The organism is Nocardia sp. NPDC049149 (genome assembly GCF_043197455.1).
Taxonomy (GTDB): Bacteria; Actinomycetota; Actinomycetes; order Mycobacteriales; family Mycobacteriaceae; genus Nocardia.
The window spans coordinates 333,161-355,984 of sequence record NZ_JBICTD010000007.1 but is presented as its reverse complement, the minus strand read 5'-3'; the positions used below and the strand labels follow the sequence as shown (position 1 = coordinate 355,984).

Annotated in this window: 20 protein-coding genes; 12 read left to right on the top strand and 8 right to left on the bottom strand. The window is 66.3% G+C overall.

Annotated features, from left to right (window positions below):
• Positions 1-42: 42 nt before the first annotated feature.
• From ACGFNJ_RS29275 to gatB, 3 genes are all read left to right on the top strand, one after another.
• Positions 43-1,077 (top strand): ATP-dependent 6-phosphofructokinase, encoded by a 1,035-nt coding sequence (locus ACGFNJ_RS29275; RefSeq protein ID WP_393455041.1) that lies wholly within the window; start codon positions 43-45, stop codon positions 1,075-1,077.
• A 75-nt stretch (positions 1,078-1,152) separates the two neighbouring features.
• Complete coding sequence (locus ACGFNJ_RS29270; RefSeq protein ID WP_393455038.1) at positions 1,153-2,532, top strand: alpha/beta hydrolase family protein; 1,380 nt, start codon at positions 1,153-1,155, stop codon at positions 2,530-2,532.
• A 137-nt stretch (positions 2,533-2,669) separates the two neighbouring features.
• Entirely contained in the window at positions 2,670-4,175 is a 1,506-nt protein-coding gene (gatB, locus tag ACGFNJ_RS29265) for an Asp-tRNA(Asn)/Glu-tRNA(Gln) amidotransferase subunit GatB (protein WP_393455035.1), read from the top strand.
• 84 nt (positions 4,176-4,259) lie between these two features.
• Here the strand turns inward: gatB and ACGFNJ_RS29260 are convergent, their stop codons facing one another.
• Entirely contained in the window at positions 4,260-5,360 is a 1,101-nt protein-coding gene (locus ACGFNJ_RS29260) for a PQQ-dependent sugar dehydrogenase (protein WP_393455032.1), read from the bottom strand.
• 135 nt (positions 5,361-5,495) lie between these two features.
• On the opposite strand from ACGFNJ_RS29260, the gene ACGFNJ_RS29255 reads away from it, so the two are divergent.
• Complete coding sequence (locus ACGFNJ_RS29255; protein ID WP_393455029.1) at positions 5,496-6,341, top strand: DoxX family protein; 846 nt, start codon at positions 5,496-5,498, stop codon at positions 6,339-6,341.
• A gap of 201 nt (positions 6,342-6,542) precedes the next feature.
• Here ACGFNJ_RS29255 and ilvD read toward each other — a convergent pair whose 3' ends face one another.
• Together ilvD and ACGFNJ_RS29245 are read right to left on the bottom strand one after the other, a co-directional pair.
• Entirely contained in the window at positions 6,543-8,384 is a 1,842-nt protein-coding gene (gene ilvD / locus ACGFNJ_RS29250; RefSeq protein ID WP_393455026.1) for a dihydroxy-acid dehydratase, read from the bottom strand.
• Between the two features lie 221 nt (positions 8,385-8,605).
• On the bottom strand, positions 8,606-9,103 hold the full coding sequence (locus tag ACGFNJ_RS29245; RefSeq protein ID WP_393455023.1) for a PH domain-containing protein: 498 nt from the start codon (positions 9,101-9,103) through the stop codon (positions 8,606-8,608).
• Between the two features lie 415 nt (positions 9,104-9,518).
• Here ACGFNJ_RS29245 and ACGFNJ_RS29240 point away from each other — a divergent pair, with 415 nt between their 5' ends.
• The 4 genes from ACGFNJ_RS29240 to ACGFNJ_RS29225 all read left to right on the top strand — a co-directional run bounded on the left by ACGFNJ_RS29240 (position 9,519) and on the right by ACGFNJ_RS29225 (position 13,568).
• A complete protein-coding gene (locus ACGFNJ_RS29240) occupies positions 9,519-11,450 on the top strand; it encodes an acetolactate synthase large subunit (RefSeq protein WP_393455020.1) in 1,932 nt (643 codons plus the stop codon).
• Positions 11,451-11,529: 79 nt separating this feature from the next.
• Entirely contained in the window at positions 11,530-12,033 is a 504-nt protein-coding gene (gene ilvN, locus ACGFNJ_RS29235; protein WP_014987182.1) for an acetolactate synthase small subunit, read from the top strand.
• 79 nt (positions 12,034-12,112) lie between these two features.
• Complete coding sequence (gene ilvC / locus ACGFNJ_RS29230) at positions 12,113-13,114, top strand: ketol-acid reductoisomerase (protein ID WP_174567710.1); 1,002 nt, start codon at positions 12,113-12,115, stop codon at positions 13,112-13,114.
• Between the two features lie 70 nt (positions 13,115-13,184).
• Positions 13,185-13,568 (top strand): VOC family protein, encoded by a 384-nt coding sequence (locus ACGFNJ_RS29225; protein WP_393455016.1) that lies wholly within the window; start codon positions 13,185-13,187, stop codon positions 13,566-13,568.
• Positions 13,569-13,607: 39 nt separating this feature from the next.
• Here ACGFNJ_RS29225 and ACGFNJ_RS29220 read toward each other — a convergent pair whose 3' ends face one another.
• The 4 genes from ACGFNJ_RS29220 to ACGFNJ_RS29205 all read right to left on the bottom strand — a co-directional run bounded on the left by ACGFNJ_RS29220 (position 13,608) and on the right by ACGFNJ_RS29205 (position 17,124).
• Positions 13,608-13,967: a hypothetical protein gene (locus tag ACGFNJ_RS29220; RefSeq protein ID WP_393455013.1), complete on the bottom strand. Its 360-nt coding sequence runs from the start codon at positions 13,965-13,967 to the stop codon at positions 13,608-13,610.
• Between the two features lie 327 nt (positions 13,968-14,294).
• Positions 14,295-15,509: a cation:proton antiporter gene (locus ACGFNJ_RS29215; RefSeq protein WP_393455010.1), complete on the bottom strand. Its 1,215-nt coding sequence runs from the start codon at positions 15,507-15,509 to the stop codon at positions 14,295-14,297.
• A 15-nt stretch (positions 15,510-15,524) separates the two neighbouring features.
• The gene (locus ACGFNJ_RS29210) at positions 15,525-16,535 is read right to left on the bottom strand and encodes a zinc-binding dehydrogenase (RefSeq protein WP_393455007.1); all 1,011 of its coding nucleotides are present in this window, start codon (positions 16,533-16,535) and stop codon (positions 15,525-15,527) included.
• Between the two features lie 169 nt (positions 16,536-16,704).
• Positions 16,705-17,124, bottom strand: coding sequence for a PPOX class F420-dependent oxidoreductase (locus ACGFNJ_RS29205; RefSeq protein WP_393455004.1), 420 nt, complete (start codon positions 17,122-17,124; stop codon positions 16,705-16,707).
• Positions 17,125-17,196: 72 nt separating this feature from the next.
• On the opposite strand from ACGFNJ_RS29205, the gene ACGFNJ_RS29200 reads away from it, so the two are divergent.
• From ACGFNJ_RS29200 to ACGFNJ_RS29185, 4 genes are all read left to right on the top strand, one after another.
• Complete coding sequence (locus ACGFNJ_RS29200; RefSeq protein WP_393455001.1) at positions 17,197-18,084, top strand: AAA family ATPase; 888 nt, start codon at positions 17,197-17,199, stop codon at positions 18,082-18,084.
• A 94-nt stretch (positions 18,085-18,178) separates the two neighbouring features.
• Positions 18,179-19,597: a VWA domain-containing protein gene (locus tag ACGFNJ_RS29195; RefSeq protein WP_393454998.1), complete on the top strand. Its 1,419-nt coding sequence runs from the start codon at positions 18,179-18,181 to the stop codon at positions 19,595-19,597.
• Between the two features lie 209 nt (positions 19,598-19,806).
• Positions 19,807-20,868 carry a Shedu immune nuclease family protein gene (locus tag ACGFNJ_RS29190; protein WP_393454996.1) on the top strand — a complete coding sequence of 354 codons (1,062 nt, stop codon included), beginning with the start codon at positions 19,807-19,809 and terminating at the stop codon, positions 20,866-20,868.
• Positions 20,869-20,916: 48 nt separating this feature from the next.
• Positions 20,917-21,666, top strand: coding sequence for an HNH endonuclease (locus ACGFNJ_RS29185; protein ID WP_393454994.1), 750 nt, complete (start codon positions 20,917-20,919; stop codon positions 21,664-21,666).
• Between the two features lie 99 nt (positions 21,667-21,765).
• Here the strand turns inward: ACGFNJ_RS29185 and ACGFNJ_RS29180 are convergent, their stop codons facing one another.
• Positions 21,766-22,785 (bottom strand): Gfo/Idh/MocA family oxidoreductase, encoded by a 1,020-nt coding sequence (locus tag ACGFNJ_RS29180; RefSeq protein ID WP_393454991.1) that lies wholly within the window; start codon positions 22,783-22,785, stop codon positions 21,766-21,768.
• Between the last annotated feature and the right edge of the window lie 39 nt (positions 22,786-22,824).

The window sequence follows — 22,824 nt, the reverse complement described above, 5'->3', positions numbered from 1 at the left end:
GTGGGACTGCCGCGCGATGTCCGAAAGGGCAAGATAGCGGCCATGCGCATCGGAGTGTTGACCGGAGGCGGCGACTGCCCAGGACTGAACGCGGTGATCCGTGCCGTCGTTCGCACCGCGAACGGCCGCTACGGCGACGCGATCGTCGGATTCGAGGACGGTTGGCGTGGTCTGTTGGAGGATCGCAAGATTCAGATTCACAACGACGACCGCACCGACCGGCTGCTCACCAAGGGCGGCACCATCCTCGGCACCGCACGCACCAATCCCGATGTGCTGCGCGCCGGACTCGGCCGGATCAAACGGACGCTGGACGACAACGGCATCGACGCGCTGATCCCGATCGGCGGCGAGGGCACGCTCACCGCGGCGAGCTGGCTGTCCGACGAGGGCGTTCCGGTCGTCGGCGTGCCGAAGACCATCGACAACGACATCGACTGCACCGACGTCACTTTCGGCCACGACACGGCGCTGAGCATCGCCAGCGAGGCGATCGACCGGCTGCACACCACCGCGGAATCACACCAGCGCGTCATGCTGGTCGAGGTGATGGGCCGCCACGCAGGCTGGATCGCGGTGAACGCGGGCATGGCGGCGGGCGCGCACCTCACCCTGGTGCCCGAGGTGCCCTTCGACGTGGACGCGGTGTGCGCCATGATCAAGCGCCGCTTCCAGCGCGGCGACAAGCATTTCATCTGCGTTGTCGCCGAAGGTTCCCATCCCGCACCGGATTCCGGCTTCGCGCTGCGCGAAGGGGGCATCGACGAATTCGGCCACGAGCGCTTCACCGGCGTCGCCCAGCAACTGGGCGCCGAGATCGAACGCCGCATCGGCAAGGAGGTCCGCACCACGGTCCTCGGTCACGTCCAACGCGGCGGCAGCCCAACCCCTTACGACCGCGTCCTCGCCACCCGCTTCGGCCTGCACGCCGCGGAGGCAGTCCACGCAGGCCAGTTCGGCCAGATGGTCGCCTTGCACGGCAGCAACATCGACCTCGTCCCGCTGTCCGAGGCCACCAAGCAACTCAAGCGGGTCCCCGACGAGCGCTACCGCGAGTCAGAAGCCTTCTTCGGCTGAGTCGTCGGTGCTCGACCTGGCACGCGCTTCGCTGACCAGACAGGTGTCCAAATGGTCGGCGGTACTGTTGATCTCATGCGCAGTCATCGGGTCGGAGCGCTGGCGCTGTTCGTCATCGCCGTGCTTGTCGCAGGATGCTCGTCGGATTCGAACCCGCCCGAGCCGACCACCGGGGATTGGCATGGGACGCTGGAGATTCCCGGGCAGCCGCTCGAGATCGGGGTGACCTTCTCCGGCCAGGACTCGGGCACCATCGAAATCCCGTTGCAAGGGGTGCACGCGGCCCCGCTGAAGGACGTGCAGTCCAGCCGCAACGGGGTGTCCTTCGGGATTCCCGACGTGCCGGGTGCGGCGAAGTTCGACGGCCGCTACGACCAAGCCAGCGACCGGATCGTCGGCGACTTCGTCCAGAGCGGACAGACTTTCAAGGTCACGTTGCAGCGCGGCAAGGTCACCCCGCTGAACCGTCCGCAGGAACCGAAACCGCCGTTCCCGTACCAGTCCGAGGACGTCACCTACCGCAGCGGTGACCTCACCATCGCGGGCACGCTGACCAAGCCCAGCGGCACCGGCCGCTTCCCCGCGGTGCTGCTGATCACCGGAAGCGGCCCGCAGAACCGCGACGAGGAACTGTTCGGCCACAAGCCTTTTCTGCTGATCGCGGACACGTTGACGCGGGCGGGTTACGCCGTGCTGCGCACCGACGACCGAGGTGTCGGCGGCACCGGCGGCAAGCTGGACGACGCCAACTACACCGACCTGGCCAACGATGCGTTGGCCGGCGTCGGCTTCCTGCGCAGTCGCCAGGATGTCGACCCGGCCCGGATCGGCCTGTTCGGCCACAGCGAAGGCGGTTACCTTGCGCCACTGGTGGCTTCGCGGCCGGACAGCGGCGTCGCCTTCGCCATCCTGATGGCCGGGCCCGGTGTGTCCGGCGCCGAGGTGATCGTCGAGCAGACCCGCGTGATCCTCACCGCGAACGGCGCACCTCCCGAAGAGGTGGAGAAACAGGTGCGCGACGCCGCCGAGCTGTCGGCCCTGTTGAAGGCGGGCGACCTGGCGGGTGCGAAGGCGTTGGCGCGCAAAGCGAACGAAGCCTTGCCGCCCGACCAGCGCAAGCCGGATGCCGAGGTCGACGCGACCATCACGCCGTATCTGGCCGCGCTGACCGCTTACGATCCGGCGCCTGCACTGTCGGCGCTGCGGATTCCGGTGCTCGCGTTCTTCGGCGGCAAGGACCTCCAGGTGCCGCCCGCGCAGAGCGAACAGCCGATGCGCGACCATCTCGCCGCCGACCCCGACGCCACCGTCCACGTCATCCCCGGCGTCAACCATTTGATGCAGCCCACCGACACCGGCAAGCCCGACGAATACGCCAGCATCGAGACGACCATTGCCCCGGAGGTGCTCAGCTACGTCACGGGCTGGTTGGTCGCGCACATCCCGCCGAAGTAGGTGCTGACGCCCACTGCGCCGCCGCTCGAGGGCTTACATAGACTGTGCAGCATGAGCGAGCGCAGCGAGCGAACAATAGGCACAGCCACCGGAGCGGGTGCGGTCATGGCGGAGCCGAGCGGCAGCGAGGCGCAGGCATGAGTGCACCCACAGTCGACTTGATGGATTACTCCGATGTCATCGCCCGGTTCGAGCCGGTGCTCGGCATGGAGGTTCACGTCGAACTGTCCACCACGACCAAGATGTTCTGTGGCTGCCCGACCGAGTTCGGCGCGGACGCGAACACCCAGGTGTGCCCGGTGTGCCTCGGTCTGCCCGGCTCGCTGCCGGTGGTGAACGAGAAGGCCGTGGAATCGGCGATCCGCATCGGGCTCGCGCTGAACTGTTCGATCACCCCGTGGGGACGGTTCGCGCGCAAGAACTACTTCTACCCCGATCAGCCGAAGAACTACCAGATCAGCCAGTACGACGAGCCGATCGCCACCAACGGTCACCTCGACGTGCTGCTCGACGACGGCAGCACCTTCCGGGTGGAGATCGAGCGCGCGCACATGGAGGAGGACACCGGCAAGTCCACCCACGTCGGTGGCGCGACCGGTCGCATCCACGGTGCCAGCCACTCGCTGCTCGACTACAACCGCGCGGGCGTTCCGCTGGTCGAGATCGTCACCAAGCCGATCACCGGCGCGGGGGAGCGCGCGCCCGAGGTGGCGCGCGCGTACGTGACCGCGCTGCGCGAGGTGCTGCGCTCGCTCGACGTTTCCGACGTCAAGATGGAGCAGGGCTCGCTGCGCTGCGACGCCAACGTGTCGCTGATGCCGATCGGCGCCAAGGAATTCGGGACGCGCACCGAGACCAAGAACGTGAACTCGCTCAAGAGCGTCGAGGTCGCGGTCCGATTCGAGATGCGCCGCCAGGCCGCGGTGCTTGCCGATGGCGGCACCATCGTGCAGGAGACCCGCCACTTCCACGAGTCCGACGGCAGCACCTCGTCGGGCCGCATCAAGGAGACCTCCGAGGACTACCGCTACTTCCCGGAGCCCGACCTGGAACCCGTTGCGCCGGCGGCGGAATGGGTCGAGGAGCTGCGCGGCACCATCCCGGAGTACCCGTGGCTGCGCCGGGCCCGCATCCAGTCCGACTGGGGCCTGTCCGACGAGGTGATGCGCGACCTCGTCAACGCGGGCGCACTGGATCTCATCATCGCCACCGTCGACGCGGGCGCCCCGGCCAACGAGGCGCGCTCCTGGTGGGTCGCCTTCCTCACCGAAAAGGCCAAGGAGCGCGAGGTTTCGCTGGCGGAGCTGCCGATCACGCCCGCCCAGGTGGCCGAGGTGATCAACCTGGTCGAGGCGAAGACCGTCAACAACAAGGTCGCCAAGCAGGTCGTCGAATTCGTGCTGGCAGGCGAGGGCGACCCCGGCAAGATCGTCGAGGCCAAGGGCCTCGGCATGGTCAGCGACGACAGCGCCCTGCAGGCCGAGGTCGAGAAGGCGCTTGCCGCCAACCCCGACATCGCGGAGAAGATCCGCTCCGGCAAGGTGCAGGCCGCGGGCAAGATCGTCGGCGACGTCATGAAGGCAACCCGCGGTCAGGCCGACGCCGCACGTGTGCGCGAACTGGTCATCGCCGCCTGCAGCTGAATCGGCTGGCCGGGTAGCAGATTCGGCCGTCACTCAGCACAAACAAAAGGGCCGACTCCGTGGAGTCGGCCCTTTGTGCGCGGCCTAGTCGGGGCCGCCGCCACCTGCCTGCGGCGGCGGGATGCGCACCACGCGATCGTCATTGGGGCCGGGCTGGCCGTCGGTCTTGTTGACGGTGCCCACCCAGATGCTGCCGTCCGGGCCTGCCGTTGCGCCGCCGAGCTGACCGTACTTGTCCTGCGCGGTCAGGGTCGGCGCCGAGGTGACGGCGTGCGTCTTCTCGTCGGCCGCGGCGATGGCCAGTGCTTTGGTCCTGGTCAATGCGATCGCCACGCCATCGGTCGCGGCGGCACAGCCCGCGACGCCGGGTCGATCCGGCCAGGTCCACGCGGTGGTCACCGAGCCGTCGCTGCCGAGGCGCTGCAGCCGATCCTCGACCGGGGTGCGGTCGGTGATCCAGATGCTGTCCCTGCTGTCCCGGCAGACGTCACCGGCGATGCCGATGCCGGAGACGGCGATCTCCGCGGTCGCGCCCGGCGATGGGGAATTCACCCGCAGCAGCTTGCCCGCCAGCGAGGACGCCGAGCTCGCGGCGCCCGGATCGCCCGCGTCGCCGGTGAGCACCAGCATCTGGTTGGGGGTGGCGAAGTCGATGGCGCCGTGATTTCCGGTGGGACCCTTCGGGATTCCGGTCAGAATCGCCTTCGGCGGGCCGCCCTGCGCGATCCGGACCACCCGGTTGTCGCTCGGCGTGGTGATGTAGGCGTACATCAGCCCGTCCTCGCGGAAGGTCGGGGAGAGCGCGATGTCGCTGAGTCCACCGTCGCCGGAACCGTCGACATCGATCTGGGTGATCTCGACGGGCGGCATCTCGGGCACCACCTTCAGGATCCGTCCGGTGCGCCGCTCGGCGACCAGTGCGCCGTCGCCGACCGCGACCAGCCCGCCGGTCGTGTCCAGGCACGTCGCCACCACCGCCGGGTCGGGGTCGATGCACGGCCCGCTCGGTCTGGTCGTCGACGTGGGCGCCTGGGACGGTTTCTTCGGGTCGATGTTCGCCCCACGCAGCGTCGGTTCCGGCGTGAACGGGCTCGACGCGGAATCGTCGAACCGCGCGCACCCACCGACCAGCACGGACCCGAGCATCAAGCTCGCAGCAACGCGACCAACGACAACCAACCTCATAGCACAGACGTTACGGAAATAGCTTTGCGTCCGCCCGTCCCGGGGGGCGGTAGTCGCCCGCTCGGCAAAATCCGGCGGCCCCACGCCGCAGGGTTTGCGGCCCGTTGGGGGGCCGCGCAGCATAGGGTATTGGCCGTGACCGAGAAGCCGAAAGACACAACCGAACCCTCGGCGGCGCAACGTTCCACGCCGACCATGGCCGAGCAGTCGGCGGTGTCGTCCACCGGTCGAGGTGTGAGTAGCCCGTTCGATTCGCCGACCGAGCAGTTCCCCCGGCTCAGCAAGGACGTGCCGCGCACGGATGATGAACTCGGCCTCGATCCGGGGCCCGATGTGCCGTCCGTCGGCGCGGACACCCCGACGTATGCCTATGCCAGCATCCCGCCCGCCGCGAACGCGCCGAGCGATACCGGCCGGTTGCGTCGCCGCAACGGCGAGAGTCGGCGCGGCACACTGGATCTGGGTCTGTTCCTGCTGCGGCTGATCGTCGGCGGCACCTTCGTCTACCACGGCCTGCAGAAGCTGACCGGCTGGTTCCACGGCCCCGGCCTCGACGGCACCCGCGACATGATGGACAACGGCGGCTGGGATCACCCCACCCTGTCGGCCATCCTGGTCACCGTCGGCGAACTCGGCGGCGGTGCGCTACTGGTCCTAGGTCTGGCCACTCCGCTGGCCGCGGGCGCGATTCTCGCGGTCATCTTGGACGCGTGGGCGTGGAAGCAGGGCATGATCCCCGGCTTCCAATACAACGCGGGCGTGAAGTCCGGCGTCGAGCTCGAAAGCATCCTCGCCGGCGCCGCCGCCGTCATCATCCTCACCGGCCCTGGCCGTTTGGCCTTCGACCGCAACCGCGGCTGGGCCACTCGCCCATTCGCCGGTTCGTTCGTCGTCCTGCTGCTTGCCGTAGCGGCGGCCGTCGGCGCCTACTGGTACCTGCACGGCGGCAACCCCTTCACGGGCATCGGCCCGTTCGACTAAAACCTCAGTCCGAACCACGGCGCCTCTCGGCTATCGAGGGGCGCCGTTCGTCTGTCGATCCCGGAACTCGACAGCGCCGCAATCTCATTGGACGTTCGGCGAGTGGTGCATTACGACGGTGTAGCTGAGGAAGGTTGGGCGACAACGACAACGGCGCCTCTCCGGGGAGAGGCGCCGTTGGCAGATCAGGTCTGCGTTGGTCTACGGCACGTGACGAACCGCGCCCTTGTCGGCCGAAGTGGCGAGTGCGGCGTACGCACGCAGCGCCGTGGTGACCGGCCGCTCACGGTTGACCGGCTGCCAAGGCCGTTCGGCCGCTTCCATTTTGGCGCGGCGCTCGGCGAGGACCGCGTCGTCGACCAGCACCTCGAGCGCGCGGGTGCTGACGTCGATGCGGATCTGATCACCGTTCTCGATCAGTCCGATGGTGCCGCCGCTGGCCGCCTCGGGCGAGATGTGCCCGATGGACAGGCCGGAGGTGCCGCCGGAGAAGCGACCGTCGGTGATCAGCGCGCACTGCTTGCCGAGGCCGGCGCCCTTCAGGAATGCGGTGGGGTGCAGCATTTCCTGCATGCCGGGCCCACCCGCCGGGCCCTCGTAGCGGACGACGAGCACGTCGCCGGGCTTGATCTGCTTGTTGAGGATCGCCGACACGGCCTCTTCTTGCGATTCCACGACGAGCGCAGGCCCTTGGAAGGTGAACAGCTCCTCGTCGATACCCGCCGTCTTGAGCACCGCGCCGTCGGGAGCGATGTTGCCGCGCAACACGACAAGCCCGCCCTCCTTGGTGTACGCGTGCTCGATATCGCGGATGCAGCCGCCGGCCGCGTCGGTGTCGAGCGAGGACCAGCGGTTCGCGGTGGAGAACGGCTCGACCGTGCGCACCCCGCCCGGCGCGGCGTGGAACAACTCGATCGCCTCCTCGGAGGCCTTGCCGGAGCGGATATCCCAGGTGTCGAGCCACTCGTCGAAGCTGTGCGTGTGCACCGTGTGCACATCGGTCTCCAGCAGACCGGCCCGGCGCAGCTCGCCGAGGATGGCGGGGATGCCGCCCGCCCGATGCACGTCTTCCATGTGGTAGTCCGAGTTCGGCGACACCTTCGACAGCGTCGGCACCCGGCGGCTGGTCTCCTCGATGGTGTGCAGGTCGAAGTCGACCTCGCCCTCCTGCGCGGCGGCCAGGGTGTGCAGCACGGTGTTGGTCGAGCCGCCCATCGCAACGTCGAGCGCCATCGCGTTGCGGAAAGCCTTGGCGTTGGCGACATTTCGTGGCAGCACCGACGCATCGTCCTCGCGGTACCAGCGGTTGGCGATGTCGACGATCACGGTGCCCGCCCGCTCGAACAGCGCGCGCCGCGCCGCATGGGTGGCCAGCGTGGAACCGTTGCCGGGCAGGGCAAGGCCGAGCGCCTCGGTGAGGCAGTTCATCGAGTTCGCGGTGAACATGCCCGAACACGAACCGCACGTCGGGCAGGCGGACCGCTCGACCTCGCTCAGACCCTCTTCGGAGACGGCCTGATTCGCGCTCGCCGAGATGGCGGTGATCAGGTCGGTCGGCGCCTGCGCGACACCGCCGACCACCACCGCCTTGCCTGCCTCCATCGGACCGCCGGACACGAACACCGCCGGAATGTTCAGTCGCATAGCGGCATTCAGCATGCCGGGGGTGATCTTGTCGCAGTTGGAGATGCACACCAGCGCGTCGGCGGTGTGCGCGTTCGCCATGTATTCGACGGAGTCGGCGATGATCTCGCGCGACGGCAGCGAGTAGAGCATGCCGCCATGACCCATCGCGATGCCGTCGTCGACGGCGATGGTGTGGAATTCCCGTGGTACGCCGCCCGCGGCGCGCACCGCCTCGGCAACGATGTCGCCGACGTTCTTCAAGTGCACATGGCCGGGCACGAACTGGGTGTAGGAGTTCGCGATGGCGACGATCGGCTTGCCGAAGTCGGAGTCCGTCATGCCGGTGGCGCGCCAGAGTGCGCGGGCGCCTGCGGCATTGCGGCCGATGGTGGTGGTGCGTGAACGAAGCGGTGGCATTGATGGTCCTAAGTCTGGTCGCGGGGGGCTGAGGTGCGACTGTCAGTCCGTGGTGCTCGGGGTGTCGCCGCGAGTGGTGGTCGTCGACGCAGACGGTGTCGCCGGAGGTGCCGGACCGTCGGGCCCGCGGGGGAGCGCATCGGATTCGGTTGTCCGACACGTCACCGCATGAGCCGACAACATCCTACCGTCGGCAATTGTTCCGGTTGCTGGCGCGTGCGCTACTCCGCGCTGCCCTTTTCGGTGTTGTCCGCAGCGTCGTCCTCGGAGGTTGCCTGTTGCTGAGTGGTGTCCTGAGCCGCGGTCTCGTCCTTCTTCGCGCTCGCCGGTTTGTCCTCTGCGGGCACCGCGTACGGATCCGGAATCCGCCCGTGCGACGCCGCCGCTAAATCGCGCACCCGGTCATAACTCACCGCGGGCAATTTCACCTCGGTCCCGTCGATCAGATCGGCGCGCACGTATCCACGCTTCGGGATACGGACCCCCTTCAACTGAGACCAGTCCAGATGCCGCGACCCGAACATCGTCCGCAAATCCAATCCGCTCTCGGAAACGGTCGTCTGCGTCCGCCACACCCACACACCGACCAGTACGGGAATCAGCAGCAACCACCACAACCCGGCGGGCCACCCGACGAACGCGAAGAACACGCACATCAGAAGGATGAACACACCTAGGAACGCCAGGCGTGGGATGCGGATCACACGGGGGGTCGACACGCTACCCGTGTCCGATCCCGCAGTGGCGGTATGGGACGATTTAGCCGGTGGCACGGACTGATGCGGTGATGACACACCACCATCCTCGCATCCTGGTGAACGGACACAAGCAACCGCACTGTCCCACATAATGGGACGCCACGAGTCAGCTGTTTGACTCATCGGTTCACGCCCGCTTAACGTCATGCGCGTGAATCGAAACGAGCTTCTCGTAATCGGCCGGCGCGTCCAGCGTTGAGCCTGACTATCTGAGTCGAATACGTCAGCTCGCGTTGCGACGCGCCACCCTCGAACAGCCATGGCTGTCGGGGGCTTTTTTGTGTTCGGACGAAATGTCCGGCATGGCAAGTCGCAAGGACACCGCATGCCAGACACAAATCCGGGGTCAGAACGACAAGCAGTTAGGAACAAGACGGTGAGTGCACCTACCGCACGGCCCGGGCCTTCGGCCCGTAGGCCAGCGCCCTCGGCGAATCAGCCGAGCACGCAGGCCGGCAGTTCGACGACAGCGGCCAACCGCCGCCAGGTCCCGCCCGAGCGGGTCACCGGCGCGCAGTCGGTCGTCCGTTCGCTCGAAGAGCTCGGCGTCGACACGGTATTCGGCATTCCCGGCGGCGCGATTCTCCCGGTCTACGACCCGCTGTTCGACTCGACCAAGGTCCGCCACGTGCTGGTCCGCCACGAGCAGGGCGCCGGGCACGCGGCGACCGGCTACGCCCAGGCCACCGGCAAGGTCGGCGTCTGCATGGCGACCTCGGGGCCTGGCGCGACCAACCTGGTGACCCCGATCGCGGACGCGCAGATGGACTCGGTGCCGATTGTCGCGATCACCGGCCAGGTCGGCCGCGGCCTGATCGGCACGGATGCTTTCCAGGAAGCCGATATCTCCGGCATCACCATGCCGATCACCAAGCACAACTTCCTCATCACCGAGGGCATCGACATCCCGCGCATCATCGCCGAGGCCTTCTACCTGGCCGCCAGCGGCCGCCCCGGCGCCGTGCTCGTCGACATCCCGAAGGACGTGCTGCAGATGCAGACGACCTTCAGCTGGCCGCCGGAGATGCGGCTGCCCGGCTACCGTCCGGTGACCAAGCCGCACGGCAAGCAGGTGCGCGAGGCGGCGCGGATGATCTTGGAGAGCAAGTCGCCCGTGCTCTACGTCGGCGGCGGCGTGATCAAGGCCGACGCCTCGCCCGAGCTGCTCGAACTGGCCGAGCTGACCGGCATCCCCGTCGTCACCACGCTGATGGCCCGCGGCGCGTTCCCGGACAGCCACCAGCTCAACATGGGCATGCCAGGCATGCACGGCACCGTGGGAGCCGTTGCGGCACTGCAACGTTCGGACCTGCTGATCACCCTCGGCGCCCGCTTCGACGACCGGGTCACCGGCCAGCTCGACTCGTTCGCGCCCGACGCCAGGGTGATCCACGCCGATATCGACCCGGCCGAGATCGGCAAGAACCGGCACGCGGACGTCCCGATCGTCGGCGACTGCCGCGAGGTGATCATCGAGCTGATCGAGACGCTGAAGGCCGACCCGGCCATCAAGTCGCCGCTGCTCGACCTCACCGAATGGTGGAAGTACCTGGACGGCGTCCGCAAGAGCTACCCGCTCGGCTGGACCGCGCCCAAGGACGGTTCGCTCTCGCCCGAGTTCGTCATCGAGGCGCTCGGCCGCCTGGCCGGACCCGACGCGATCTACTGTGCGGGCGTCGGCCAGCACCAGATGTGGGCCGCACAGTTCATCAAGTACGAAAAGCCGCGCACCTGGCTGAATTCCGGCGGCCTCGGCACCATGGGCTACGCCGTCCCCGCCGCGATGGGCGCCAAGATGGGCGCGCCGGACAAAGAGGTGTGGGCGGTCGACGGTGACGGCTGCTTCCAGATGACCAACCAGGAGCTGGCCACCTGTGCCGTCGAAGGCGTGCCGATCAAGGTTGCGCTGATCAACAACGGCAACCTCGGCATGGTCCGCCAGTGGCAGACCCTGTTCTACGAGGAGCGCTACTCCAACACCGATCTCGGCACGCACACCCTGCGCATCCCCGACTTCGTGAAGCTCGCGGAAGCCCTTGGCTGCCACGGCATCCGGGTCGAGCGCGAGGAGGATGTGGAGGCCGCGATCCGCGAGGCGCAGGCCATCACCGACCGTCCCGTGGTGATCGACTTCATCGTCGGCAAGGACGCCCAGGTGTGGCCGATGGTCGCCGCGGGCACCAGCAACGACGAGATCATGGCCGCCCACGGCATCCGTCCGCTGTTCGACGACGACGAGGCGGCTTCCGAGCCCGCGGTCATCCACGAGGCGATGGTGCACGACAAGAGCAAGGGGAACGACCAGTGAGCGAGCGCAGCGAGCGAACCATCAACACAGCTACGCTGGTCGTAGTCATGCCGGAACCGAGCGCCAGCGAGGTGCAGGCATGAGTACGACCCACACCCTGAGTGTGCTTGTCGAGGACAAGCCGGGCGTGCTGGCACGGGTCGCGGCGCTGTTCTCCCGCCGCGGCTTCAACATCGAATCGCTCGCGGTCGGCGGCACCGAGCTCCCCGAGATCTCCCGGATGACCATCGTCGTCACCGTCGAGGACCTGCCGCTCGAGCAGGTCACCAAGCAGCTCAACAAGCTGGTGAACGTCATCAAGATCGTCGAGCAGGACTCCGACACCTCGGTGGCCCGCGAACTGATCCTGGTCAAGGTCCGCGCCGACGCCAGCGTGCGGACCCAGGTGATCGAGGCGGTTACGCTCTTCCGGGCGAAAGTGATCGACGTCTCCCCGGACGCACTCACCGTCGAGGCGACCGGGACCCGGTCCAAGCTCGACGCGCTGCTGCGCATGCTGGAACCGTACGGAATCCGGGAGATCGTGCAGTCCGGCGTCGTCGCGGTCGGCCGCGGGCCCAAGTCGATCACGGCGACTCGCTAGCGCTCGCGTAATCGCTTCCAACTAAACAACTTTGACCTAAGCACAGTATCCAGAAGGGAACCAACCAGTGGCAGTCGAGATGTTCTACGACGACGACGCCGACCTGTCGATCATCCAGGGCCGCAAGGTCGCGGTGATCGGTTACGGCAGCCAGGGCCACGCGCACTCGCTGAGCCTGCGCGACTCCGGCGTCGAGGTCAGGGTCGGCCTCGCGGAGGGTTCGAAGTCGCGGCCGAAGGCCGAAGAGGCGGGCCTGACCGTCGGTACCCCCGCCGAGGTTTCGGCGTGGGCCGACGTGATCATGGTGCTCGCGCCCGACACCGCGCAGGCGTCGATCTTCACCAACGACATCGAGCCCAACCTCAAGGACGGCGACGCGCTGTTCTTCGGCCACGGCCTCAACATCCACTTCGGTCTGATCAAGGCACCCGCCTTCATCACCGTCGCGATGGTCGCGCCGAAGGGCCCCGGCCACCTGGTGCGTCGTCAGTTCGTCGACGGCAAGGGTGTTCCCGCGCTGATCGCCGTCGATCAGGACCCGAAGGGTGAGGGCCAGGCGCTGGCGCTGTCCTACGCCAAGGCGATCGGTGGCGCGCGGGCAGGCGTCATCAAGACCACCTTCAAGGAAGAGACCGAGACCGACCTGTTCGGCGAGCAGGCCGTGCTCTGTGGTGGCACCGAAGAGCTGGTCAAGACCGGATTCGAGGTCATGGTCGAGGCAGGCTACGCGCCCGAGATGGCCTACTTCGAGGTGCTGCACGAGCTCAAGCTCATCGTCGACCTGATGTACGAGGGTGGCATCGCGCGGATGAACTACTCGGTTTCCGACACCGCCGAATTCGGTGGCTACCTGTCGGGCCCGCGGGTCATCGACGCCGACACCAAGAAGCGCATGCAGGACATCCTCAAGGACATCCAGGACGGCTCGTTCGTCAAGCGCCTCGTCGCCAACGTCGAAGGCGGCAACAAGGAGCTCGAGGCCCTGCGTAAGGCCAACGCCGAGCACCCCATCGAGGTCACCGGCGCCAAGCTCCGCGGCCTGATGAGCTGGGTCGACCGCCCCATCACCGAAACCGCCTGAGTTTCCAACGGACAGCGGCCCGGCACCCTTTCGGTGCTGGGCCGCTGTTGTGCCGGGGTAGTCTCCGGGCATGACGCTGCTCACTGCCGCTGAGGTCATTGGTTTCGCGCCGTCGACGGACCTGGAACGGTCGCGTCGGTTCTACGGGGACGTGCTCGGGCTGGAGGTCGCCGAGGTGACGCCGTTCGCGTGCGTGCTGCGCGGGGGTAACGCCATGATTCGGGTCACCGCAGTGGAGAGTCTTGTGCCGCAACCGTTTACGGTGCTCGGGTGGACCGTGTCCGATATCGCGGGCACCGTCGCGGAGCTCGTCGCGCGCGGTGTCGAGTTCCGTCGGTACGACGGGATGGGACAGGACGAGGACGGCGTGTGGACAACGCCAGGCGGCGACAAGATCGCATGGTTCACCGACCCGGACGCAAACGTGTTGTCGCTGACCGAGTTCAGCGCCTGACGACGGCCCGGCACCTGGAAAGTGCCGGGCCATCGGGTTTTAGCTGCTGCCGAACAGCCCGCTCGGCCGGTCGTGGCGGAACCGCCAGAACGGGTCGTCGTAGCGGTGATCGAACGGGTTGTCGTCGTCGCAATACCAGTCCCTGAACAAGAAGTCGTCGCAGTCGCGATCGTGGTTCGGGCGGTGGTGATTCGGCCGATCGTGGTTCGGCCGGTCGCGGTTGCGGCGGTCGTGGTTCGGCCGATCACTGACATCGGTGACGCCAGGAATGCCGAGGTTCGCGTCTGCCGAGGCGGGAATGGCCAACGCCGTCAACGGCATAACGACGATCGCACCGGCGACGGCCGCTCGGGCCAGCACGCGGCGTGCCGTCGTGGACTTGGGTGTGGAGAACAACATGGATCCTTTCACTCTGCGGTGAACAGTTCGTTCACCATCCCCCGCTGCGGGTCCGCTCACGGTGTGGCGCACAGCGATCGCCTGCGACACCCGCGAACAGGTCGGGATCGTTCGTGTCGTCGCCGCCTCGCGAAGCGCCCCCGGCAAACCCTGCGGAGCACGACCACACGGCTCCACCCTCGCGCATTTCGCCCGAAACGTCACGGGCGCTATCCCCACCGCCGAAAATTTCACTCTCGGGTACTAGGGGTACACCCCGAGCCGCGACGAGTGGCACACCACGGAGAGGTCTTCTCGCACTTTGCCGCAGCCATGTGCCACTCGTGGTCAGGCAGGTTTCTGCGCGCCCTCGCGGGTGCGTTTGCGGTCGTGCCAGTCCACTACGAGGGGCGCGCCGACGCCGTGGAGGACGACGCTGCCGACAACGACGACCAGGGTGGTGCCGATGACGAGGTAGGCGTCATTTTCCTGCTGAAGTTTGTTGAATGCGATGAGCGCGAACACGATCGACGCCACGCCGCGCGGACCGAACAAACCGAGCAGCAGCCGTTCGTGCCGCGTGAAGTTCGAGCCGAGCATCGAGATCGCCACCGGAATGCTGCGAACCAGCGTCAGTGCGAGCAGCCCGTACAGCAGGACCTGCCAGCTGAGCCACGACAAACTCGCCGCAGCGACATTGCCGACCGCGAACCACATGGCCAGGCTGCAGAATTCGGTGACGTCCTCGGTCAGTTCCAGCGGCTCACCGGGAACCTCCCGCCGCATTTCGCGGTAGGCGACGCCGGCGAGGAACGCCGCGACGAAACCGTTGCCGTCGAGCCAGACCGCAAGACTGAAGGTCAGCACCGGTACTGCCAGCGTTCCGATGCGGACGGCGCGACCGTCCGTCCACCCCTTGCTGACCGCCAGGTACATGAAGTATCCGGCGGCCGCGCCGATCGGTACGCCGACGAGCACCGATTTCAACACGGCAGGCACCGCCTGCCCGAGCGCATGCATGGCCTGATCCGAGCGTGCGCTGGTCTCCGCGGCCGCCAACGCGAACAGGAAGATCGGTGCCACCAGCCCGTCGTTGAACCCACTTTCCACATTGAGCGCATGCCGAACCCGTTCGGGCACACGGGGATCCCGGACCAGCGTCTGGGTGGGCACCAGATCGATCGGCACCACGATGCACGCGATCACCAGGATCAACGGCCACGGACTGCCCGGCAGCAGCACGCCGCCGAGCAGCACCGCCGCAACCAAACTCAACGGGAAGGCGAGGAACAACAGCCGCATGACGCCGGTCTTGCGCTCGGCCAAGCCATTCCGGACCTCGGTGGCGTCGCTGAACAGGAACAGAGCGAGCAAGAACTCGACAATCCGCAGCGCCGCATCGGTATTGATCGCCGCGGCCAGCCAGTGATCGCTGGTCCAGCCGACCAGCATGCCGACCACCACCATCGCGAGCGGTGCGGTCACCTTCCAGCGGACCATCGACTTCGACAGGCACGACCACACCAGGATGACGATCATGGTCGCGGCGATCGCGATAAGCATGCGGGCTCCGATCCGTCAGGGGCGCAAGATGAGTCGGATCGGATCGCCCTCTTTGCGGACGAGCCTGTCGACGACCTCCGCTGCCTCGGCCAACGGGAACGTCCCGCTGATCGAACGCGAAAGATCGAGCCGGCCACCCTCGGTCAGCCGCACCAGCTCGGGGACGTGCGTGACTTCGGAACCGTAGTGGCCGCGAATCTGTTGCTGGGCAACCAAGAACGGCGCGCTGTGCGTGACGGTCAGCGGTGCGTTGACGATGCCGACGAGGACCAGCCTGCCCTGGTAGGCCAGCACGCGGACCGCTTGTTCGCGCACGGCAGGCACACCGGCGAAGTCGAACGCGACGGTGATGCCCTTGCCCTCGGTGACCGCGCCGATCTTCTTCCGCAGCTCCGGGTCGGCGGCGTCGAGCACCAGGTCGGCGCCGAACTCGGCGGCGCGGGCGCGGGCGGCCGCATTCGGGTCGACCGCGATGATCGGGTAGGCGCCGACCGTGCGCAGCAACTGCACCGCGTGCGCGCCGAGCCCGCCGACACCCCACACGCCGACCGCCTGCGCGGGCTTGACCTCGCCGGTGACCGTGATCGCCGCCCACGGCGTCGAGACCGCGTCCGGGATGATCGCCGCCTGCTCGAACGACAAGCTGTCCGGTATCCGGAGCACCGTGCTCGCGGTCGCCAGCGCGTATTCGGCCCAGCCGCCGTCGTAGTCGACGCCGCGGGTGTAGATCACGCCGTCACGTTCCTCGCCCGCTTGGAGCACGACCCGGTCGCCGACGGCGAGGCGGGTGACGTCGGGGCCCAGTTCAGCGACCGTTCCGGCGACCTCGTGGCCGAGCGTGACGGTGTCGCCTCGCAAGAGGCTCGGCTGGATGCTGCCGTCGATGAGATGCACGTCGGACAGGCACACCCCGGCCGCCTCGACCTTGATCAGGACCTCACCCTGGCCGGGGACCGGCTTGGGGACCTGCGCCATGGACAGGGTGTGCGACGGGAGATGCAGGCGAGCGGCGAGCATCGTTTCCATGTGAGTCCTCCGCGGTGCTCGAGGTCGGTGTCGAAGCCGTGCGGGTCGGGCTTCCCAGGCACGTTATCAGCAAGCCTTCGGCGTACTCGGGATGGAAACTCGCCGTATGCGGTCGTGTGCGGCGAAACACTGGCGGTGGTCTGTCGCTCTGAATCGTGCCGCCTGCTCGCTAATCCACCTTGCGTGACCCGCCTTCGATGTTGTCCGGGTCGATGTTCCAGCTCTTCACCCAGCGCGGGTGGATTCGAAGGATGTCGCGGGAGAACCACTCCGGCGCGACCGGCGGTTCGTCGACGGTCAATGTCTCCACCACACCGCGGATCTCGATGCCGCGACCCCAGCCCGGCTTCAGTGCCCCCGGCTCGTCCGGCGTCATGTCATCGATGAGCAGGCTGACCCTCGGATTCTTGAGGATGTTCCGATAACGTTGCGTCGCAGTGTGATTCGGTCCGCCTATATCGATCGTGTCGTCGTCGTTGAGCTGGAAGCCGAGCGGAACGACTTGCGGTCCGCCCGCAGCTGAAACGGTGGCGAGCCTGGCGAGTCGCTGGCCGGCGAGATAGGTGCGTTCGACGTCGGTGAAGATCATGCTCCGACCGTAGAACCTCGAGTGCGGTTCAGATCAAGCCCGCGATCTCCCATGGTCCTAGACTGTCTACTGATGAGTAAGTTCTTCGGCTCCGTCGACGAGGTGACCCGGCGGCTCACCGATGCCGGCTACCTCCCGTCCACCGACATCGCCACCGCCGTCTACCTCGCAGGCCACCTCGGCAAGCCCCTCCTGATCGAGGGGCCGGCAGGCGTCGGCAAGACCGAGCTGGCCAAGGCCGTCGCCGCCGCGACCAGCGCCGACCTCATTCGCCTGCAGTGCTACGAGGGCATCGACGAGGCGCGTGCCCTCTACGAATGGAACCACGCCAAACAGCTGCTCCGCATCACCACCGAGCGCGAAGGCTGGAACGACACCCGCGACCACGTCTTCACCGAGGAATTCCTGCTGGAGCGCCCGCTGCTCGCCGCCATCCGCAACCCGAACCCCACCGTGCTGCTCATCGACGAACTCGACAAGGCCGACGTCGAACTCGAAGGTCTCCTGCTCGAGGTGCTCGGCGACTATCAGGTGAGCATTCCCGAACTCGGCACCATCACTGCGGTCCGCACGCCCTTCGTTTTCGTCACGTCCAATGCCAACCGCGAGCTGTCCGAGGCCTTGAAGCGTCGCTGCCTGTACCTCCACATCGACTATCCGACAGCTGAATTGGAACGGGCCATTGTTCGGATGAAGGTGCCGGAGCTCGACGAAGCGTTGGGTGAACCGGTGGTCCGGGTTGTCGGCGCGTTACGGGAACTCTCGCTGCGCAAATCGCCGTCCATCGCTGAAACCGTTGACTGGGCAAAGACTTTGGTTGCGCTCGGGACGCGGACGCTATCCAACAACGTCATCCGATCGACCCTCGGTGTGCTCTTGAAATACCAAGCGGACCATCGCATCGCGACCGAACGACTCCGGTTGTCGGATTCGCCGAACGACGAGGGTGCGGCGAAATGAGCACAGGACTGATCCTCTTGGAACATCGTGGTCGTGTCTCGGTCGGATTGGCCAGGGGGACCATCGTCGACGTGACGCCTGGGCGGGCAGCACCATGACCGCGCCGTCGCAGCAGGGACGTTCGCAGCAACCGCCCGAGGTGATGACCGACCGCCTCGTCGAGTTCGTGACCCTGCTCCGCGATCACGGCATCACCGCAGGCCCCAGCGAAACCATCGACGCCGCGAAAGCCATGCTCGCACTCGGGCTTTCCGATCGAAACCGTCTGCGCTCAGGCATGGCTGCGTGTCTCCTCCGCCGAAACGGCCAACGCGCCGTCTTCGACCAACTCTTCGACCTCTACTTCCTGACCACAGAGCAGCCGCAAGCCGCGTCCCCCGCAACCCCGGAATCCATTGAGTCGCTTCGTGATCGCCTGGTGGATGCCCTCTCCGCGGACGATCCCGGCGCCACCGCCGACCTCGCTCGCCAAGCCCTGACCGAACTCGGCGCGTACGGGGGAGCAGGCTCCGGCCAATCGACCACCCCCGTCACCACCGCCTCCGGCGCAGGCTGGTCCTCCTACCTGACTCTGAAAACCCTTCGCCCAGAAGACCTCATCGACCTCATCGACGCAGGCATGGGTAGGACTGACCAACTCGACTCCACGGTCAACACCATCGAAGCCAACCGCCGCCTCGCCGCCTTCCGCACCGCCCTGCAATCCGAAGCCCGCCTCCGCTCCGCCCAACTCCGCGGCACCGAATACATCGCCCGCCGAGGCGTCCAATCCAGCACCGACCAGGTCGACTTCCTGGGCGCCCGCGAGCAAGACCTAGCCGAAATGCGCCGCCTAGTACACCCTTTGGCCCGCAAACTAGCCACCCGCCTAGCCGCCCGCCGCCGCAAATCCGTCCGCGGCCACATCGACATGCGCCGCACCCTCCGCCGCTCCATGGCCACCGGCGGCGTCCCCATCGACCCCGTCCTCCGCTCCCGCAAACACGGCCGACCCGACCTGGTCGTCCTAGCCGACCTCTCCGGCTCGGTAGCAGGCTTCGCCGAATTCACCCTCCAACTGATCCAAGCCCTCCAAGACCAATTCACCAAGGTCCGCAGCTTCGGCTTCGTCGACACCTGCGACGAAATCACCGACTACTTCACCCGTGGTGAACCCCCAGCCCCCGGCACCGCCGCCCGAATAGTCCGCGACACCAACGTAGCCCGCTACGGCAGCTCCAACTACGGCGAATCCCTCCAGGGTTTCACCGACAGCTACCTGGACGCCATCGGGCCCCGCACCTCGTTGTTGATCCTCGGCGACGCCCGCACCAACCGCACCGACCCCAACCTCGCTGCCTTGCAGTCGATGTGCGACCGCGCCAAACACGCCTACTGGCTCAACCCGGAGCCCGCCACCTCCTGGTCCACCGGCGACTCCGCCGCCACCGTGTACGCCGACCACATCACCATGCACGAATGCCGCAACGTCAAACAGTTGACTGAAGTAATCTCCCGCCTCCTCCCCGCCTGATGCTGGCTGATCCAGTGAGTGCTCTCTGAAATCCGCTTGAAATCGCTGGTCCAAGCGAACTTGCCGATAGTTTCTTCGTCGGGGTCAAACTGTGATGATTGACAGCCGAGCATGTAGCTACAACAATCAATTTGGTAGCGCGATGCTTCGCTTCCGCTGGGAGAAAGAGGGAGCGAGGCTGAATTGTCCTTGTGGTAGGGAGTTCGTCTATGGCTCGCATTCTCAAGCTGAAGCCGAGTACGCAGGAGATCAAGGCGCATCTACCTGAGAAAGGCGTTGAGTGTGAGTACAAACTGATAGATGATTACGGCGGTCCGCTTCTGCACTTGTCGACCTTCGGTTCAAGGGATCGGGAGTCCCATCGCAAGAGTAGCCAATCGATGCAGATCGACAAGGAAATAGCCGTTGATCTCATTCGTATCCTGAGTACCGCATTCGGTAATTCTGTTGTCCGTGACGTCGATGTCGAGGAAGACCGGCTCGTTGCCGCGTATCGTCGAGATCCGCAGCTGTTCCGAACGCTCATCACCAACGACGAAGCCGCGCGCGATGTCGTGGCCATGGCCCATCGCAGGGGGCAGGTCGAGAAGTTTCGCCAATTGTTGACCGACCAGGACTACTTCGAAGCGGAGGCGTCCAAGCGTCCGAACCATGCAGGCGAAGAATGGGTTTGGCAGCACTTCTTCGAGGACAACCCCTGGATTTTCGGCGTTTCGCTTGCGGGGCAGCTGCTGACCTCGTGGAGCGACGAGAAGCTCGAGCAGGTGGTTGCAGGTGCGTCGATTTCTGGCGTTGGTAAGCGAACCGATGCCTTGCTTCGCACGTCTGGTCGTATCAGGTCATTGGTCTTCGCGGAATTCAAGACGCATAAAAAGGACCTGCTGGGGACTGAATATCGGTCAGGCTGCTGGTCTCCTTCCCCGGAGCTATCCGGGGGTGTTGCGCAGGTTCAGGGCACCGTGCATCGGGCGGTGATCGGAATTGGGGAAAGACTGCAGGATCAAGCGAGCGATGGCAGTGACGTTCCGGACGAGTTCACGTACCTCCTTCGCCCTCGTTCGTACCTGATCATCGGGAACCTCGACAGCCTCCTCGGTGCGGGCGGAGGCCATCATCGGGACAAGATTCGCTCTTTCGAGCTGTTTCGTCGCCAACTCGTCGAGCCCGAGATACTAACCTTCGACGAGCTTCTTGATCGCGCTGAGTGGTTGGTGACGTCAGTCGATGCGGCGAGTGAGTCGACGACGGTGTGGGACAGTCGAGCGGACTGATGTCGCCGCGTGCACGGTCTGGATCTGTCCGACTGTGGCGCTACTCTGATGACCGTGGTGGCAGATCCAGATTGGACTCGGGATGAGCTGATCCTCGCCTGTGACCTGATGGTGGATGGCGGATGGCGGCAGGTCCGGGAGACAGATGATCGGGCTGTCGAACTGTCGGCGCTGCTGAACAGTCTGCCGATTCATCCGCCAGAGTTGCGTTCTCCGAAGTTTCGAAGCGTCGGCAGTGTCTCTCGCAAGACCGCCGACATCGCCACAGCTCATCCTGACTACCAAGGGGGAAAGACCCGCGGGTCGAGGCTGGATCGTGCAGTCCTGGACGACTTTCTGACGTCACTGACCGAGATGCGGATGGCGGCGCAGGCCATTCGGACAGGTGCGGCGGCGCATGAGTTCGACGCGTCTCCCAGCGAGAATGTTGCCGTTGACATCGCCTTCCCCGAGGGCGTGGAGTTCCGGGAGGGTCGGTTGCTGGCGACGCGGTACTTCCGTCGTGAGCGAGATCGCCGCCTGCGGTCGAGAAAGATTGCCAAGTTCCTCGAGACCGCAGATCGTGTGCGATGTGAGGTATGTGGGTTCGACTTCGAAGCTTCGTACGGCGAGCATGGTGCCGGGTACATCGAATGCCACCATGTTGTACCACTGCATGTTTCGGGTGAGACCAAGACGACGTTGTCGGATCTGATCCTGTTGTGTTCCAACTGCCACAGGATGATTCACTATCGGCCGCAGTGGTTGCATCCCGACGAACTGCGGGTGCTGCTGAACGGAAGTCTCGAAGCGCCCTGAGCGGTAAAGCCGCTCCGCACCTCCAGAGTGCCTACCGGAGGGTGGTGCTCGGAGTGCGTTGAAGGCCGCGGATGGCGAGCGGCCTTCAACTCCGGATGATCAGCGGCGGACTTCGGCTATCTGGACCGGCCGGCGTTCGGCGCGGGAGAGTTCGCAGGCTTCGGCTACGTAGAAGGCTTCGAGGGCATCGGTTGGGCTGCAGGGATTTTCGAGGGTGCCCGTCACGACAGAGACAAAGGCGACTAGTTCTTCGGTGTAGGCGTTGCGGAAGCGGTCCATGAAGCCGGGGTAGGCGGGGTAGGGGGAGGCGGGGTAGTCGGGTTCGACGGAGGTGAGGGGGGAGTGGTCGTCGAGCCCGACGATGGCGTTGGCTTTGGAGCCGAGGGCTTCGAGGCGGACGTCGTATCCCGCACCGTTGTAGCGGGTCAAAGAGACGGTGGCGAGGGTGTTGTCGTCCAGGCGGAGCGATACTGCGGCGGTGTCGACGTCGCCGGCGTCGACGAAGAACTGTTCTCCACGGTTCGCGCCGGTCGCGTAGACCTCGACCACCTCGCGCCCGGTGACCCAGCGGATGATGTCGAAATCGTGCACCCCGCAGTCGCGGAAGATACCGCCGGAGCGAGGGATGTACTCGGCGGGCGGGGGAGCCGGGTCGAGGGTGGTCGCCCGGAGCGTGTGCAGCCAACCGAGCGAGCCGGACGCGACGGCAGCACGGGCAGCGCGGTAGCCCGCGTCGAAGCGACGTTGGAAGCCGATTTGTACTGGTACCGAAGAGGACTGGATGTGGTTGAGGACGGCGAGCGTGCCGTCGATATCGGCAGCCACCGGCTTCTCACAGAAGACGGGCAGGCCGGCGTCGACCGCCCGGACGATCAGTTCGGGATGCGAGTCGGTGGCGGTGGTGACGATGACGCCGTCGAGGTCCGCGGCGAACAGCGCATCGAGGTCGGGTGCGAATTCGACACCGAGTTTGGTTGCGGTGGTGCGGGCGCGATCGGCGTCGGCGTCGGCGACGATGACGTTGGCGACGTTGGGGAGGTTTTTGAGGGTTTCGGCATGGGCGGTGCCGATGCGGCCGGTGCCTGCCAGGCCCAGGGTGACGGCTTTGTGGGATGTCATCGGGTCTCCTCCTGGTGAAAAAGCTACTTGTGGTGGGGA